At 64.3% G+C, this 17,625-nt stretch carries 13 protein-coding genes; 12 read left to right on the top strand and 1 reads right to left on the bottom strand.

The genetic code is table 11. The features are described 5' to 3' along the window. Positions 1 to 77: 77 nt before the first annotated feature. On the top strand, positions 78 to 2,210 hold the full coding sequence (uvrB, locus tag AC3CD9_RS06260; RefSeq protein ID WP_139467298.1) for an excinuclease ABC subunit UvrB: 2,133 nt from the start codon (positions 78 to 80) through the stop codon (positions 2,208 to 2,210). Between the two features lie 186 nt (positions 2,211 to 2,396). Further along, on the top strand, positions 2,397 to 3,455 hold the full coding sequence (locus AC3CD9_RS06255; protein ID WP_488366828.1) for a TerC/Alx family metal homeostasis membrane protein: 1,059 nt from the start codon (positions 2,397 to 2,399) through the stop codon (positions 3,453 to 3,455). 132 nt (positions 3,456 to 3,587) lie between these two features. Here AC3CD9_RS06255 and AC3CD9_RS06250 read toward each other — a convergent pair whose 3' ends face one another. Then, complete coding sequence (locus tag AC3CD9_RS06250; RefSeq protein ID WP_488366827.1) at positions 3,588 to 3,878, bottom strand: YciI family protein; 291 nt, start codon at positions 3,876 to 3,878, stop codon at positions 3,588 to 3,590. Positions 3,879 to 3,943: 65 nt separating this feature from the next. On the opposite strand from AC3CD9_RS06250, the gene AC3CD9_RS06245 reads away from it, so the two are divergent. From AC3CD9_RS06245 to secG, 10 genes are all read left to right on the top strand, one after another. Then, entirely contained in the window at positions 3,944 to 6,439 is a 2,496-nt protein-coding gene (locus AC3CD9_RS06245) for a DEAD/DEAH box helicase (protein WP_488366826.1), read from the top strand. 57 nt (positions 6,440 to 6,496) lie between these two features. Further along, entirely contained in the window at positions 6,497 to 9,367 is a 2,871-nt protein-coding gene (uvrA, locus tag AC3CD9_RS06240) for an excinuclease ABC subunit UvrA (RefSeq protein WP_139909772.1), read from the top strand. A 5-nt stretch (positions 9,368 to 9,372) separates the two neighbouring features. Then, the gene (uvrC, locus tag AC3CD9_RS06235; RefSeq protein WP_488366825.1) at positions 9,373 to 11,232 is read left to right on the top strand and encodes an excinuclease ABC subunit UvrC; all 1,860 of its coding nucleotides are present in this window, start codon (positions 9,373 to 9,375) and stop codon (positions 11,230 to 11,232) included. An 84-nt stretch (positions 11,233 to 11,316) separates the two neighbouring features. Further along, positions 11,317 to 12,207 (top strand): RNase adapter RapZ, encoded by an 891-nt coding sequence (rapZ, locus tag AC3CD9_RS06230; protein ID WP_373284074.1) that lies wholly within the window; start codon positions 11,317 to 11,319, stop codon positions 12,205 to 12,207. Between the two features lies 1 nt (position 12,208). Further along, positions 12,209 to 13,204 carry a gluconeogenesis factor YvcK family protein gene (locus AC3CD9_RS06225; RefSeq protein WP_101544310.1) on the top strand — a complete coding sequence of 332 codons (996 nt, stop codon included), beginning with the start codon at positions 12,209 to 12,211 and terminating at the stop codon, positions 13,202 to 13,204. Positions 13,205 to 13,229: 25 nt separating this feature from the next. Beyond that, complete coding sequence (gene whiA, locus AC3CD9_RS06220) at positions 13,230 to 14,213, top strand: DNA-binding protein WhiA (protein ID WP_139467292.1); 984 nt, start codon at positions 13,230 to 13,232, stop codon at positions 14,211 to 14,213. Between the two features lie 9 nt (positions 14,214 to 14,222). Next, positions 14,223 to 15,224 carry a type I glyceraldehyde-3-phosphate dehydrogenase gene (gap, locus tag AC3CD9_RS06215; RefSeq protein ID WP_488366823.1) on the top strand — a complete coding sequence of 334 codons (1,002 nt, stop codon included), beginning with the start codon at positions 14,223 to 14,225 and terminating at the stop codon, positions 15,222 to 15,224. Beyond that, positions 15,221 to 16,438, top strand: coding sequence for a phosphoglycerate kinase (locus AC3CD9_RS06210; RefSeq protein ID WP_488366822.1), 1,218 nt, complete (start codon positions 15,221 to 15,223; stop codon positions 16,436 to 16,438). The genes gap and AC3CD9_RS06210 overlap by 4 nt, the downstream gene beginning before the upstream one ends. 14 nt (positions 16,439 to 16,452) lie before the next feature. Then, positions 16,453 to 17,238: a triose-phosphate isomerase gene (gene tpiA / locus AC3CD9_RS06205; protein ID WP_488366820.1), complete on the top strand. Its 786-nt coding sequence runs from the start codon at positions 16,453 to 16,455 to the stop codon at positions 17,236 to 17,238. A gap of 55 nt (positions 17,239 to 17,293) precedes the next feature. Next, the gene (gene secG / locus AC3CD9_RS06200; RefSeq protein WP_101544300.1) at positions 17,294 to 17,539 is read left to right on the top strand and encodes a preprotein translocase subunit SecG; all 246 of its coding nucleotides are present in this window, start codon (positions 17,294 to 17,296) and stop codon (positions 17,537 to 17,539) included. The last annotated feature ends 86 nt before the right edge of the window (positions 17,540 to 17,625 follow it).

The following is a 17,625-nucleotide window of genomic DNA, read 5'->3' as shown; positions in this document are numbered from 1 at the left end:
GTCGACGGTCACCTCGCCGAGGCTGTCGTTCCGGCTCCGGTCTGCCCAATGTCAGAGGCGGGGGCTAGGGTTGGACTATGAGCTCAGAACGCCCCCTGCCAGCGATCGGCCACCGCCCCGATGTCACCCGCGAGGTGGCACCCTTCGAGGTCGTCTCCGAGTACTCTCCCTCGGGTGACCAGCCGACGGCGATCCGGGAGATCTCCGACCGGCTCGATGCGGGGGAGCGGGACATCGTCCTCCTCGGTGCCACCGGCACAGGCAAGTCGGCGACGACGGCATGGCTCATCGAGCAGGTGCAGAGACCGACCCTGATCATGGCGCCGAACAAGACTCTCGCCGCGCAGCTGGCGAACGAGTTCCGACAGCTGCTGCCCAACAATGCGGTCGAGTACTTCGTCTCCTATTACGACTACTACCAGCCGGAAGCCTATGTGCCGCAGACGGACACGTTCATCGAGAAGGACTCCTCGATCAACGATGAGGTCGAACGTCTCCGGCACTCGGCCACGAACTCGCTGCTGACCAGACGCGACGTCGTCGTGGTCTCGACGGTGTCGTGCATCTACGGTCTCGGCACTCCGGAGGAATACGTCGACCGGATGGTCACCCTCCACAAGGGCGACGAATGCGATCGGGACGAACTGCTCAAACGCTTCGTGTCGATGCAGTACGCCCGCAATGATATGGCTTTCACCCGCGGCACCTTCCGCGTGCGCGGAGACACCGTCGAGATCATCCCGCAGTACGAGGAGCTCGCGCTGCGGATCGAATTCTTCGGCGACGAGATCGAATCGCTGCAGACCCTCCACCCGCTGACGGGCGAGATCGTCCGCGACGAGGACACCATCCACGTGTTCCCGGCCAGCCACTACGTCGCCGGTGAGAACCGGATGGCCACCGCGATCAGCGGCATCGAGGACGAGCTGCAGAAGCGGCTGAGCGAGTTCGAATCGCAGAACAAGCTGCTGGAGGCACAGCGGCTGAAGATGCGCACGACCTACGACCTCGAGATGATGGAGTCGATGGGCTTCACCTCCGGCATCGAGAACTACTCCCGGCACATCGACGGCCGCGATCCCGGTTCGGCACCGAACTGCCTGCTCGACTACTTCCCCGAGGACTTCCTGCTCGTCATCGACGAGTCCCATGTCACGGTCCCGCAGATCGGCGGTATGTACGAAGGCGATATGTCGCGCAAGCGCACCCTCGTCGAGCACGGATTCCGCCTGCCCAGTGCCATGGACAACCGGCCGCTGAAATTCGACGAGTTCCGGGAGCGCGTGGGACAGAGCGTGTACCTGTCGGCCACACCCGGCAACTTCGAACTCGGCAACGCCAACGGATACGTCCAGCAGATCATCCGTCCCACCGGACTCGTCGACCCCGAGATCAAGGTCAAGCCGACGAAGGGGCAGATCGACGACCTGCTCGACGAGATCAAGACCCGTGTCGACGCGAACGAGCGTGTGCTCGTGACAACGCTGACGAAGAAGATGGCCGAAGATCTCACCGACTATCTGCTCGAACACGATATCCGCGTCCAATACCTCCACTCCGACGTCGACACTCTGCGACGTGTGGAGCTGCTCACAGAGCTGCGCGCGGGCGAATTCGATGTGCTGGTCGGCATCAACCTCCTGCGTGAGGGCCTCGACCTTCCCGAGGTCTCCCTCGTGGCGATCCTCGATGCCGATAAGGAAGGCTTCCTCCGGTCGTCGACATCGCTCATCCAGACGATCGGTCGTGCCGCACGTAACCTCAACGGCCAGGTGCACATGTACGCCGATACGATCACGGATTCGATGCGCACCGCCATCGACGAGACCGACCGCAGGCGCGCCATCCAGATCGCCTACAACGAAGAGCACGGAATCGATCCGGCCCCGCTGGTCAAGCGGATCGCCGACATCACCGAACGACTGCAGCGAGAGGACGAGGACACTCGAGAGCTGCTCACCGAATTCGACTACGGCAAGGGCAAGCGCGGCTACAACTCGACCCTGACGGACGAACAGAGGGAAGCCGCCGGCAAACCCGGTTCGCTGCGCCCGCCGGCGGCCGACCTCACCGAACTCATCGAATCGCTGACCTCGCAGATGCATTCGGCCGCCGCGGAGCTGCAGTTCGAACTCGCCGCACGACTGCGCGATGAGCTCTCCGACCTCAAGCAGGAGCTGCGCCAGATGAAGGAGGCCGGGCACGCCTGATCCGCACCGGTGACGCGCGAGTGATGCTCGCGTGTTTATACTGGTGTGCTGGCGAAAGGGAGTATCCCGTCCATCCGCGGTCGTCACCACGACCCCACAAGGGGTCCGGCCGCGGAGCGCACGCAGCATCACCGCGTGGGAGAGACTTTCGACCTGGATACATCCTGTTCACCACGAAAGGCATCCATGGATATTCTGTCCTCCACGCTCGCGGCCGGCGGCAACACCGCTGCTGCGAGCGAATCTCCGATTCCCGTCTGGTTCATGATCACCTCGGGAATCATCGTCGTTGCGATCCTCGTCTTCGACCTCCTGCTGGTCGTCAAGCGACCACACACCCCGTCGATGCGGGAAGCGAGCATCTGGGTCGCCTTCTACGTCGCCCTGGCTCTGGTCTTCGCCGGCGCGCTCTTCGCCATCGGCGATGCCCAGCACGGCAGCGAGTTCCTCACCGGTTGGCTGCTCGAGTACTCGCTGAGCATCGACAACCTGTTCGTCTTCATCATCATCATGGGCAGCTTCTCGGTACCGCGGAAGTACCAGCAGGAAGTGCTCATGGTCGGCATCATCATCGCCATCATCTTCCGCGGCATCTTCATCCTCGCGGGTGCGGCGATCATCAGTGCCTTCGTCGAAGTCTTCTTCATCTTCGGCATCTTCCTCCTCATCGTCGCCTACCGGCAGGCTTTCAGCTCCGAAGACGACGGCGACGGCGAGAACGGTCTCATCCGGTTCCTGCGCAAGCGGATCAACGTCGTCGACGAATACCACGGCAACAAGCTGCGGGTGACCCTCGACGACAACAAGAAGTACTGGACCCCGATGTTCATCGTGTTCATCGCCATCGGCTCGACCGATGTGATGTTCGCGCTCGACTCGATTCCCGCGATCTTCGGCGTCACTCAGAATGCGTTCCTCGTGTTCACCGCGAACGTGTTCGCCCTCATGGGACTGCGTCAGCTGTACTTCCTGCTCGGAGGACTCGTCGACAAGCTCGTCTACCTCCACTACGGAATCGCCGCGATCCTCGGCTTCATCGGCGTCAAGCTCATCATCCACGCTCTGCACTCGAGCGACTGGGAGTTCCTCTCGTGGGGTCACTCGATCCCCGAGGTGCCGACGTGGCTGTCCCTGACCGTCATCGTCCTCGCCATGGTGGTGGCCACGGTCGCCTCACTCGTGAAGATGAAGAAGGACGGCATCTCCTTCAAAGACGTCAGCTCGAACGAGTCCGAAGAGGCCTGAGCCGATCGGATACCTTTGCGTCGGCACCGCCTCGGTGTCGGCACAGAACGAGCGGGGTCCGTCTCGATCTCTCGAGACGGACCCCGCTCGTGTCTTGCCGGTCAGGGCAGACCCGGACCGGCAGTGCGACGCTCAGCCCTGGGCGAAGGGGCCGAACACGGGAGTCCATTCGCGGATGTCCGTCGACTCGATGACACCGAGCGAGGCATAGGGATCGGCGGCGAGGTGGCTTTCGACCTCCGCACGGTCGGCAGCGTTGAGGATCAGCAGTCCTCCCGGCTGCGGATCGTTGTCCAGGGGACCGGAGGCGAGGATCGTCCCGGCCTCATTCAGCTCCGCCTGCCAGCGGCGATGCGCGGGGCGGTGTTCCATCCGCGTATCCGTATCGGGACCATAGTGGTAGGTGACGGCGAAGACCGGCATATGTGACTCCTCGGTGTCGAGCAATAGGATGGAATCAGTCTAATCGGAAAGGTCTGTGCATCAGCGTGGCCAGATTGCAGGAGATCCCAGCGGAATTCGCTGACGACGACACGATCTACGAGTCCTTCGGCGAATACTGCCGAGAGATCGGAGTCGAGCCTTACCCGGCTCAGGACGAGGCGTTCCTCACGATCCTCGCCGGAGACAATACGATCATGGCGACCCCGACCGGCTCGGGGAAGTCACTCGTCGCTCTGTTCGCTCTCTACCAGTCCTTCACCCGCGGGATCCGGTCGTTTTACACGGCCCCGCTCAAGGCCCTGGTGAGCGAGAAGTTCTTCTCCCTCATCGACGCCTTCGGCGCCGAGAACGTCGGGATGGTCACCGGCGACTCCACCGTCAACCCGGAGGCGCCCGTCATCTGCGCCACGGCGGAGATCCTGGCCAACCAGGCGCTGCGCGAAGGCGGAATGCTCGACGCCGGAATGGTCGTCATGGACGAATTCCACTACGTCGCCGACCCCTCCCGCGGTTGGGCCTGGCAGGTGCCCCTCCTCGAGATGCCGCAGACCCAGTTCGTCCTCATGTCCGCCACCTTGGGCGACACCACCGACATCCGACGGACGATGACGGAGACGACCGGACGCGACTCCTCCGTGGTCACCTCGGCGACCAGGCCGGTCCCGCTCGACTACGAATATTCGACGGAGACGCTCTCGGACACTCTCCGCGGACTCGTCCGCAACGACAAGGCCCCGGTCTACGTCGTCTCCTACTCTCAGAACGGTGCCATCGACCTCGCCACCAACCTGCTCTCGGTCGACCTCGCCTCAAAGGAACAGAAGGCCGCCATCGCCGCAGCCATCAAGGGCTTCACCTTCGGCAAGGGATTCGGGACCAGTCTGCGCAAACTGCTGCTGCACGGCGTCGGCGTCCACCACGCCGGAATGCTGCCGAAGTACCGCCGCCTCATCGAACAGCTCGCCCTGAAGGGTCTGCTGCTCGTCATCTCCGGCACCGACACCCTCGGTGTGGGCATCAATGTGCCCATCCGCTCCGTGCTGCTGACCGGACTGACGAAGTTCGACGGGCGGAAGATGCGCCGACTCAGCGTCCGCGAGTTCCAACAGCTCGCCGGACGTGCCGGCCGCGCCGGATTCGACACCCGCGGCTACGTCATCGCCCAAGCCCCCGAACACGTCATCGACAACCTCAAAGCAGAAGCCAAAGCGGCCAACGATGACAAGAAGAAAAAGAAGAAGGTCAAGAAGAAGGCCGCCCCCGTCGGCTTCGTCGGCTGGTCCGAAGAGACCTTCGCAAAACTCATCGAAGGCGAATCCGAGACCCTGCGACCGCGGATGAAGATCGACCATTCGACGATCCTCAACCTCGTCGCCCGCCCCGGCTCCGATGTGTCGACCATCAGCGACTTCATCGACAAGACGCATGAGACAAGGGAACGCCGGCTCGACCTCAAACTCACCGCGATCAGCATCGGACGCTCCCTCATCGATGCCGGACTCATCGAGGTCCGCGGCAGCGAACTCATCGCCACCCAGGACCTCGGTCCCCAGTTCGCGCTCAACCAGCCCCTGGCTCCCTTCGTGCTCGCCGCACTGGAGCTTCTCGACGAGAACGACGACACCTACGCCCTCGACGTCGTATCCATCGTCGAGGCGACCACCTCGGTGCCGTTCCAGATCCTCAAGGGCCAACTCGACCGGATCAAGGGAGAGACCCTGGCCGAGCTCAAGGCCGAAGGCGTCGAATATGCCGAACGCATGGCGATCCTCGACGAGATCGAAAGCCCCGCGCCCCTGGCCGAGATGCTCGACCCGGCCTTCGACCATTTCGTCGAGACTCATCCCTGGCTGCACCGAGGCGGCTTCGAACCCAAATCCGTCGTCCGCGACATGCTCGAGCAGGCCATGGGCTTCACCCAGTTCGTCGGCTACTACAGCCTCGCCCGGGCCGAGGGCAGCCTGCTGCGCTACCTCACCGACATCTACCGTGCACTGCTCCACAACGTCCCCGCGGAGAACCGGACCGAGGAACTCGAGACCATCATCGAATGGTGTGGTGAGACCATCGCCCGGACGGATTCGTCGCTGCTCGACGAATGGCGCACCCTGCAGGGACTCGACCCCACCGAAGCCTCCGACGAGCTGCCGGCACTCGACCGCCGCTTCTCCGAGAATACGAAGGTGTTCACCGCAGAGATCCGCAATGCCCTGTTCCACCGAGTGCTGCTGGCCGAACGTGCGAACTACACGGAGCTCGGCCGTCTCGACGCCGAATCCGGATTCGACTCACGGGCCTGGGAGGACGCGATCGAGGACTTCTACGACGAATACGGAGAGCTCATCGTCGACCAGAAGGCCCGCGGTCGGGAATATATCGACGTCACACCCGGTTCAGACACATGGAGCGTCCGACAGATCCTCGCCGATCCCGACGACAACAGGGACTGGGCCATCGACGCCGAGGTGGACGTGGCCGCCAGCGACGAATCCGGAGATATCGTGCTCCGCATCCTCTCCGTCGGAGAGATCGGCAGATGAGCCGGAAACCGCTGCGAATACAGCAATGTCAGTGCCGAGTAATACAGTGGTCAGGTGATGAAAACCAATAACGGTGAGCAAGTGACAGGCGTCTCCCATCTCGACACCCTGTGGGTGAAGGGAGCGCGAGCACACAATCTCAAGAACGTCGAGATCGCGCTGCCGCGTGACTCGATGGTCGTGTTCACCGGCTTGTCCGGTTCCGGCAAATCCTCGCTGGCCTTCGACACGATCTTCGCCGAGGGGCAGCGACGCTACGTCGAATCCCTGTCCTCCTATGCCCGGATGTTCCTCGGGCAGATGGACAAACCCGATGTCGACTTCATCGAAGGGCTGTCTCCGGCGGTGTCGATCGACCAGAAGTCGACATCGCGCAATCCGCGTTCGACCGTCGGCACGATCACCGAAGTCTATGACTTCCTCCGCCTGCTGTGGGCGCGGATCGGCATCCCGCACTGCCCCGTCTGCGGTGAGGTCATCACGAAGCAGACCCCGCAGCAGATCGTCGACCAGCTGCTCGAACTCGAGGAACGGACGAAGTTCCTCGTCCTCGCACCCGTCGTCCGGTCCCGCAAGGGCGAATTCGTCGACCTCTTCACCGACCTGCAGTCCAAGGGCTTCTCCAGGGCCATCGTCGACGGCGAGCAGATCAGCCTGAGCGAACCGCCGACCTTGGAGAAGCAGTACAAGCACACGATCTCCGTGGTCGTCGACCGCCTCGTCGCCAAATCGGGAATGCGCCCGCGGCTGACCGACTCCGTCGAGACCGCGCTGGGGCTCGCCGACGGACGCATCGACATCGAACTCGTCGACGAAGGCACGACTCGCACATTCTCCGAGCACATGTCGTGCCCGAACGAGCACCCGCTGACGATCGACGAGATCGAACCGCGCTCGTTCTCCTTCAACTCGCCTTTCGGCGCCTGCCCCACCTGCGACGGCATCGGCACGCGCCTGCAGGTCGACGAAGATCTCGTCGTCCCCGACGAGGACCTCAGCCTCGGCTCCGGGGCCATCGCCCCCTGGTCGGGAGGCAAACAGGTCTCGAAGTACTTCAACCGTCTGCTCAAGGGTCTCGGCGACGAACTCGGCTTCGATATGAAGACGCCGTGGAAGAAGCTGCCGAAGTCCGCGAAGACCGCGATTCTGACGGGCAAGGACTACAAGGTCCACGTCAAGTACAAGAACCGCTTCGGGCGTGAACGCACGTACTCGACGGGCTTCGAAGGCGTCTACCAATACATTCAGCGCAAGCACGAGGAAACAGAATCCGAGTGGTCGCGCGAACGCTACGAGTCCTATATGCGCGAGATCCCATGTGCCAGCTGTGACGGTACGCGGCTCAAACCGGAGATCCTCGCCGTCAAGGTCGGAGACAGGTCCATCGCCGAGGTCTCCGAACTCGCCCTCGACGAAGCGGCTTCCTTCCTCGGCTCCCTCGAGCTGAGCTCCCGCGATGCCGCCGTGGCGGCGCAGGTGATGAAGGAGATCAACGCCCGCCTCGGATTCCTCCTCGACGTCGGCCTCGACTACCTCAGCCTCAACCGGGCCGCCGGTACGCTCTCCGGCGGTGAGGCCCAGCGCATCCGCCTGGCCACGCAGATCGGTTCCGGCCTCGTCGGCGTCCTCTACGTCCTCGACGAGCCCTCGATCGGACTGCACCAGCGTGACAACCGCCGACTCATCGAAACCCTCAACAAGCTCAAGGATCTCGGCAACACCCTCATCGTCGTCGAACACGATGAGGACACCATCGAATCCGCCGACTGGATCGTCGATATCGGGCCCGGTGCCGGCGAGCACGGGGGAGAGGTCGTCTATTCCGGTCCCGTCACCGGTCTCAAGGATGCCGAGGGATCGATCACCGGCGACTACCTCTCCGGCCGGCGAGCGATCCAGATCCCGCCGACCCGCCGCCCCGTCGACAAGGACCGGATGGTCACCGTCGAGAAGGCCGTGGAGAACAACCTGCGCGACGTCACGGTGTCCTTCCCCCTCGGTGTGCTCACCGCAGTCACCGGCGTGTCCGGTTCGGGCAAATCGACTCTGGTCAACGAGATCCTCTACACACAGATGGCCAACGTCCTCAACGGCGCCTCGCGGGTGCCGGGACGGCACAAGCGTGTGACCGGCCTGGACAATCTCGACAAGGTCGTCCACGTCGACCAGTCGCCGATCGGACGCACCCCGCGGTCGAATCCCGCGACCTACACCGGCGTCTTCGACCATGTGCGCCGACTCTTCGCCGAAACCGAATCGGCGAAGGTCCGCGGCTATCTGCCCGGTCGGTTCTCCTTCAACGTCAAGGGCGGACGCTGCGAGAACTGCAGCGGCGACGGCACGATCAAGATCGAGATGAACTTCCTGCCCGATGTCTACGTCCCCTGTGAGGTCTGCCAGGGCGCCCGGTACAACCGGGAGACCCTGGAAGTCACGTTCAAGGGCAAGAACATCGCCGAGGTCCTCGATATGCCCATCGAGGAGGCCAACGACTTCTTCGCCGCGATTCCCGCGATCTCTCGACACCTCAAGACCCTCGTCGAGGTGGGGCTCGGCTATGTCCGACTCGGCCAGCCGGCCACGACTCTCTCCGGCGGCGAGGCACAGCGTGTCAAGCTCGCCGCCGAGCTGCAGAAGCGCTCCCGCGGTCGCACCGTCTACGTGCTCGACGAACCGACGACCGGTCTGCACTTCGAGGACATCTCGAAGCTGCTCATGGTCCTCCAGGGACTCGTCGACAAAGGCAATACGGTCATCGTCATCGAACACAACCTCGACGTCATCGGCAACGCCGATCACATCATCGACCTCGGACCCGAGGGCGGCCGCGGCGGTGGGCAGATCATCGCCCAAGGCACTCCCGAAGAGGTCGCCGAGGTGGCCGAGTCGCACACCGGACGGTTCCTCAAGCCGATGCTCAAGTCCTGATCCGAATGCCTGATCCATCCACCTACCGTCCGGCCCCCGGGTCGATCCCCACATCGGCCGGGGTCTACAAATTCCGTGACCCCGACCGGCGGGTGATCTATGTCGGAAAGGCGAAGAATCTCCGCAACCGACTCAACTCGTACTTCGCCAACCCCGCCCAGCTGCACCCGCGCACCTCGACGATGGTCCACACCGCGAACTCGGTGGAATGGACCGTCGTCGACACCGAGGTCGAAGCTCTGCAGCTCGAATGGACGTGGATCAATGAGTTCAACCCGCGGTTCAACGTCATGTTCCGCGACGACAAGTCCTACCCCTACCTCGCGATCACGATGAATGACGAGGTGCCTCGGGCCTTCATCACCCGGGGAAAACGACGCAAGGGCGTGAAGTACTTCGGTCCCTTCGCTCAGGTGTGGGCGATCAAGGACACCCTCGACCTGCTGCTCAAGGCGTTCCCGATGCGCACCTGCACAGCAGGGGTCTACCGGCGGGCCGAACGCAGCGGCAGGCCCTGCCTGCTCGGCTATATCGACAAATGCGCTGCTCCCTGCGTCGGTCAGATCAGCAAGGACGATCACAAGGACCTGGCCCGCAGCATCTCCGACTTCATGTCCGGAAACACCGGCCGGTTCATCAGCCACCGGCAGAAGGAGATGGCCACAGCCGCGGCCGAACTCGACTACGAACGCGCGGCCGGTCTGCGCGACGAGATCTCCGCCCTGCAGAAGGTCCTCGACAAATCCGCCGTCGTCCTGTCGGTGAGCGCCGACTGCGATATCTTCGCCCTCGTCACCGAGGAGCTCGAAGCCTCCGTCCAGGTCTTCCATGTGCGCCAGGGTCGTATCCGCGGCCAACGCGGCTGGATCATCGAACGCTCCGATGATCACACGCCCGCGGAACTGACCACCGACTACCTGCGACAGGCCTACTCCGGACTCGATGCCGATGCCATTCCGAAGGAGATCCTCGTCGACACACTGCCGGCGGATCTGGAGTCCCTGGAGGCCTGGCTGAGCGAGCAGCGCGGTTCGCGGGTGACCGTGCGGGTACCCGAGCGCGGGGAGAAGAAGGCGGCCCTGGAGACCGTGGGGAAGAACGCGAAGGAAGCGCTCATCCAGCACAAGCTCAAACGCTCGTCCGACCTGACGACCCGCAGCCAGGCTCTCAAGGAGATCCAGGAGCACCTCGACCTGCCGGAAGCACCGCTGCGCATCGAATGCATCGACATCTCCCATACCCAGGGATCGAACGTCGTCGCCTCCCTCGTCGTGTTCGAAGACGGAATGGCGAAGAAGCGCGACTACCGACACTTCGCCATCCACGGTGAAGCCGCGGCCGACGACACGGCTTCGATGTACGACGTCGTCTCTCGTCGCTTCAGCCGCTACCTCGAACAGATGACCTCCGAGGAGCCCGATGAGCGCTTCGGCTACCGACCCAGCCTCCTCGTCGTCGACGGTGCCGGCCCGCAGGTTGCGGCAGCGACGCGGGCACTGACGGATCTCGGCATCGTCGACATCTTCGTCGTCGGTCTGGCCAAACGGCTCGAAGAGATCTGGGTTCCGGACGATCCGTTCCCGGTCATCCTCCCGCGCAACTCCGAAGGGCTCTTCCTCATGCAGCGCCTGCGTGATGAGGCCCACCGCTTCGCCATCACCTATCACCGGTCGAAACGTGCGAAGGCGATGACGAGTTCGGTGCTCGACGACATTCCGGGCCTCGGAGAGTCGAAACGCACCGCACTGCTGCGCCATTTCGGATCCGTGAAGAAGGTCCGCGCTGCCACCGCCGAGGAGATCTGCGAGGTCAAGGGAATCGGTCCCTCCCTCGCCGCGAAGATCGTCACGGCTCTGGCCGACTGAGCTCTGCGATTCTGCCCTAGAGTAGTGCCGAGAGGTACAGTGCCCGCCGACCGATCGGGCACGGACAGAGGAGGACGAGTGAGCGTGCAGGCCGAATCGAACGGATCCGACCACCCCATCGAGGTTGTGCTCGTCACCGGAATGTCCGGAGCGGGCCGCACCACCGTGGCCAATGTGCTCGAAGACATGGACTGGTATGTCGTCGACAACCTGCCGCCGCAGATGATGCGTCCGCTCGTCGAACTCGTCGCCCGTGCCGACGGTGCCCTGCCGAAGATCGCCATTGTCATCGACGCCAAAGGGCGGACGAAGTACACCGAACTGCAGGAGACGATCAGCGATTTCGTCGATCAGGGTCTGTCCCTGCGCATCGTCTTCCTCGACGCCTCCGATGAAGTCCTCGTCCGGCGTTTCGAATCGACCAGGCGGCCCCACCCTCTGCAGGGGGAGGGGACCCTGCTCGACGGCATCGAAGCCGAACGTGCCGAGCTCGAGTCCCTCAAGCACCGCGCCGATATCATCGTCGACACCTCCGACCTCAACGTGCACCAGCTCTCCGCGGAGGTGCGCAAACGCTTCAGCGACGACGACACCCCGCCGCTGCGTCTGACGGTGATGAGCTTCGGCTTCAAATACGGCCTGCCCAAGGACGCCGACCACGTCGCCGACGTCCGCTTCCTGCCGAATCCGTACTGGATTCCCCATCTGCGCGGACACAACGGACTCGACTCCGATGTCGCAGCCTACGTCCTCGAGCAGAACGGCGCCGAGGAATTCATCGAACGCTATGCCGCAACCCTGTCCACCGTCGCCGAGGGATATCTGCACGAGGGCCGTGGCTACGCGATGATCGGCATCGGCTGCACGGGCGGCAAACACCGTTCCGTGGCGATCAGCGAAAGGGTCGGACGACTGCTGTCGGCCCAGACCGGGATCCCAGTGGCTGTGCGTCATCGCGATCTGGGAAGAGAATGACATGGAGACCGAAGATCTGCCCGTCATCTCCACGGGCGCACAGAAGGACGGTCCCAATATCGTGTCCTTCGGCGGCGGCCACGGACTCTACGCGGCGCTGAGGGCGTTCCGTCTGCTCACTGAAGACCTCACCGCGGTCGTCACAGTCGCCGACGACGGCGGCTCATCCGGACGACTGCGCGACGAACTCGGCGGACTGCCTCCCGGCGATCTGCGGATGGCTCTGGCCGCACTCTGCGACGACGGCACGTGGGGTCAGACCTGGCGTGATGTCATCCAGCACCGCTTCGAATCGACGGGTGAGCTGCACGGTCACGCGGTGGGCAATCTGCTCATCGCCGCACTGTGGCAGATCCACGGCGACCATGTGGCCGGCCTGGACTGGATGGCCCGCCTGCTGCGCGCTCACGGTCGCGTGCTGCCGATGTCCTCGGTGCCGCTGACGATCGAAGCCGATGTGAAGTTCCCCGGCTCCTTCCAGGTCGTGCGCGGTCAGTCCGTGCTCGCCTCCACGATCGGCCACGTCGAGACCGTGCGCCTCGATCCGGCTGCCCCACCGGCCCGCTACGAGACGATCGAAGCCGTGGAGGAGGCCGAGGTTCTCAACCTCGGCCCCGGCTCCTGGTACACCTCGGTGATGCCGCACCTGCTCGTGCCGTCGCTCGCCGAGGCGATCGTGGCCTCGACAGCGGTGAAATCCCTCACGCTCAACCTCAGCTCGACCGACGGTGAGACGAAGGACCTGAGCCTCGGCGAACACCTCGTCTCCCTCCACCGCCATGCCCGCTCACTGACCTTGGACTATGTCCTCGTCGACGAAGCGGCCACCGAACTCGAACCCGACCTGCCGCAGCGGGCCGAGGACATGTTCGGAGCGAAACTCTGGGAACGTCCCCTGCGCTCACGGAGGCAGGGACAGCATGACAGCCTCAAGCTGGCGGCATGCTACCGTGACATGTTGTTGGACGCCGGGATCGGCGTCGCCGAGCAGTGGTAGAACTTCAGGTGCAGGAGGACGAGCTATGGCACTGACCGCTCAGGTCAAGGACGAGTTGGCGCGAGTGAAGATCACTCGCACCTCCGCCCGCAAGGCCGAGGTGTCCTCGATCTTCCGGTTCTCCTCCGCCCTCCACCTCGTCAACGGCTCGATCGTTCTCGAAGCCGAACTCGACACTGCCCAGGCCGCCAAACGGCTGCGGGCGGAGATCAAGGATCTCTACGGTCAGCATGCCGACATCGTCGTCATCAACGCCGCCGGAATCCGCCGCTCCAACCGCTACCTGCTGCGCGTCACCCGTGACGGGGGAGCCCTGGCCCGCCAGACCGGACTCGTCGACAACCGCGGCCGTCCCGTGCGCGGACTGCCCTCGGCCATAGTCAACGGCTCCGTCGCCGATGCCGAAGCCGCCTGGCGCGGAGCCTTCCTCGCTCACGGCTCACTGACCGAGCCGGGGCGCTCCTCGGCGTTGGAAGTCACCTGCCCCGGCCCCGAGGCGGCTCTTGCCCTCGTCGGCGCAGCCCGCCGGCTGGGACTGAGCGCGAAGGCCCGCGAGGTCCGCGGAGTCGACCGCGTCGTCATCCGCGACGGCGACGATATCGCCGCGCTGCTCACCCGCATGGGCTCCCACAGCGCCGTGCTGGTCTGGGAGGAACGACGGATGCGCCGGGAGGTCCGCGCGACCGCGAACCGCCTGGCGAACTTCGACGATGCGAACCTGCGTCGCTCGGCACGGGCCGCTGTGGCCGCCGGCGCCCGGGTCGAACGCGCCCTGGAGATCCTCGGCGACGACGTCCCCGAACACCTCCGCTACGCCGGTCAGCTTCGCGTGACCCACAAGCAGGCGTCCCTCGAAGAGCTCGGTCAGCTCGCCGACCCGCCGATGACGAAGGATGCGGTGGCCGGCCGGATCCGCAGGTTGCTGTCCACAGCGGACAAGCATGCGGAAGAACTGGGAATTCCCGGCACCGAAGCCAGCCTGACCCCGGAAATGCTCGAGGATCGCTAAGATCGAGGCATGAGACGAATCGCCATCAACGGCTTCGGCCGCATCGGCCGTGCCCTGTTCCGTCTGTCCCTCGAACCCGATGCTGATTTCGAGGTCGTGGCCATCAACGATCTCACCGATACGACGACCCTGGCTCATCTGCTCTCCCACGACTCCGTGTGGCCTCGCTTCGACCATGATGTCGATGCCGCCGACGAGGCGATCATCGTCGACGGACGAGAGATCGCGGTGACCAGCCAAGCCGACCCGTCCGCCATCGATTGGAGTTCGCACAAGGTCGAACTCGTCGTCGAATCCACCGGACGCTTCACCCGGCAGGATCAGGCCGAGGCCCACCTCGGCGGCATCGTGCAGACCGTCGTGCTCTCCGCACCCGGAAAAGACGTCGACGCGACGCTCGTCATGGGGGTGAACGAAGACACCTTCGACCCGTCCGCACATTCCGTCGTCTCGAACGCCTCGTGCACGACGAACTGCATGGCCACCGTCGTCAAGGCGCTCGACGATGCCCTCGGCGTCGAATCCGGTCTGCTCAACACCGTTCACGCCTACACCGGCGACCAGATGCTCGTCGATGGACCCCACAGGGACCTGCGTCGCGCCCGAGCCGCCGCCGTCAACATCGTGCCGACCACGACCGGAGCCGCACGCACCGTCGGCCGCGTCATGCCCCACCTCGAAGGCAAGCTCGACGGACTTGCCGTGCGCGTGCCCGTGCCCGCCGGATCGATCATCGACTTCACCTTCACCACCTCCACGAGCGCCGACCGCGACGAGGTCAACGCGATCCTCGCCTCGGCCGCGGACGGTTCGCCCTACCTCGACTTCTCCACCGACGAACTCGTCTCCAGCGACATCGTCGGCACCACCGCCTCGGCGATCGTCGATTCCAAGCTCACAATGGTGCTGGGCGACCAGATCAAGGTCGTGGCCTGGTACGACAACGAGTGGGGATACACGAACCGACTTAAAGACATGGTCAGCTACATTCTCAGCGAAAGGGACTCATGAGGACATTCGACGATGCGGGCATCTTCGCCGGACACACGGTGCTCGTCCGCAGCGATCTCAACGTGCCGATGGACGACGGCACGATCACCGACCGCGGTCGCATCCTGGCCTCGGCCGGAACGATCAGGTCCCTCGCCGAGGCGGGAGCCAAGGTCATCGTGATGTCGCATCTGGGCCGGCCGAAGGGAGAACCGGATCCGCAGTTCTCACTGGCCCCGATCGTCCCCGAACTCGCCGAAGCCATCGGCCGTCCGGTCGCCTTCGCCGCCGACACCGTCGGTGACGATGCGCAGACAAAGGCCGCAGCCCTGTCCGACGGTGACGTGCTGCTGCTGGAGAACCTGCGCTTCAATCCCGGCGAAACGGCGAAGGACGATGCCGAGCGCCAGGAATTCGCCACCCAACTGGCAGCGCTGGCCGACGACTTCGTCTCCGACGGATTCGGCGTCGTCCACCGCAAGCAGGCCTCGGTCTACGACATCGCCGGCCTCCTCCCGCACTATGCCGGCTCACTCGTGCGTGCGGAAGTCGAGGTCAGCGACAGGCTGCTCAACAACCCCGAATCACCGTTCACCGTCGTCCTCGGCGGATCCAAGGTCTCGGACAAACTCGGCGTCATCGACAACCTCATCGACCGCGCCGACAATCTGCTCATCGGCGGGGGAATGGTCTTCACCTTCCTCGCCGCACTCGGCCACGACATCGGATCGAGCCTGGTCGAGAAGGACCGCATCGACGACGTCAAGGGCTACCTCGAACGCTCCCGGTCCGGTGGTGCACGCATCGTCCTGCCCACGGACATCGTCATGGCCGCCTCCTTCGTCGCCGACGCCGAGCACTGGGTCCGGCCCGTCGCCGAACTCGAAGACACTCCGGCCGGAGGCGACGGCCTCGGGCTCGACATCGGCCCCGAATCGGCCCGCGCCTATGCCGAGATCATCGCAGGCTCGACCACTGTGTTCTGGAACGGACCGATGGGCGTCTTCGAGTTTCCGGCCTTCGCCTCCGGCACCAAAGCCGTAGCCCAAGCCCTGGCCGACGAAGGCAGCAGCGGGGGACAGAGGCTGACCGTGGTCGGCGGCGGCGATTCTGCAGCCGCCGTGCGCAGCCTCGGCTTCGCCGATGACGCCTTCGGCCACATCTCCACCGGCGGAGGTGCCAGCCTCGAATACCTCGAAGGCAAGACCCTGCCCGGACTCGACGCACTCGGATGAGGAAGACAGACACCATGAACGACCGCACCCTGCTGCTGGCAGGCAACTGGAAGATGAACCACGATCATCTGGAGGCGATCTCCGCTGTCCAGAAGCTCGCCTGGGCACTCGAGGACGCCAAACTCGACGACAGCGACTGCGAAGTCGTCGTCATTCCGCCGTTCACGGACATCCGTTCGGTGCAGACACTCGTCCAGGGCGACAAGCTGTGGCTGAAGTACGGTGCCCAGGACGTCTCCCAGCACGCCCCCGGAGCGCATACCGGAGAGATCGCCGCATCGTTCCTATCCCGCCTCGGCTGCAGCTACGTGGTCATCGGCCACAGCGAACGCCGTGCCGACAACCATGAGACCAACGAGGTCGTGGCCGCGAAGATCAAGGCCGCACTTTCGGCCGAGCTCACTCCGATCCTCTGCGTGGGGGAGTCGCAGGAGCAGCGGCAGGAGAGGAACCACGTCGAATTCACCCTCGGACAGCTCGACGAGTCGCTGGCCGGATTCGACGCTGACGACCTATCCGGCCTCGTCATCGCCTACGAACCCGTCTGGGCGATCGGCACCGGCGAGACCGCCACGGCCGCCGATGCCGCCGAGATGGCCTCGGCCATCCGCGCACGCATCGGTGAGAAGTACGGCGACGCTCTTGCCCAGACCACCCGCATCCTCTACGGCGGATCGGTCAAGGCCGACAATGTGGCCGAGATCGTCGCGTCTGCGGACGTCGACGGCGCACTGGTGGGAGGTGCGAGCCTCAGCGGCCCGGACTTCGCCGCTTTGTGCAAGGCCGCAGTCGCGAAGTAGACTGACAGACGCATCATTCGACGAAACACTCGACGAAACATAGGTTGAATCCGACGTGGAAATCCTCAACATCATTCTCATCGCGCTGCTCGTGCTCACGAGCATCTTCCTCACCTTGCTGATCCTCATGCACAAGGGCAAGGGCGGTGGCATGTCCGACATGTTCGGCGGCGGGATGTCCTCGTCGCTGGGGTCCTCGGGCGTCGCCGAGCGCAACCTCAACAGGTTCACGACGCTCATGGCGATCATCTGGGCGGCCTGCATCATCCTGCTGGGCGTCCTCACCCGGTTCAACTCCTGAGTCATCGTGGCCCGCTGATGCCGAGACCGTGAGACACCGGCACGGAGGCGACGCCCCGGTGCACGAATGAGAAGGACCCCGACCGA

The sequence above is a fragment of the Brevibacterium sp. MGP-B1 genome, from assembly GCF_057766545.1.
This window is presented reverse-complemented; position numbering and strand designations above follow the sequence as displayed.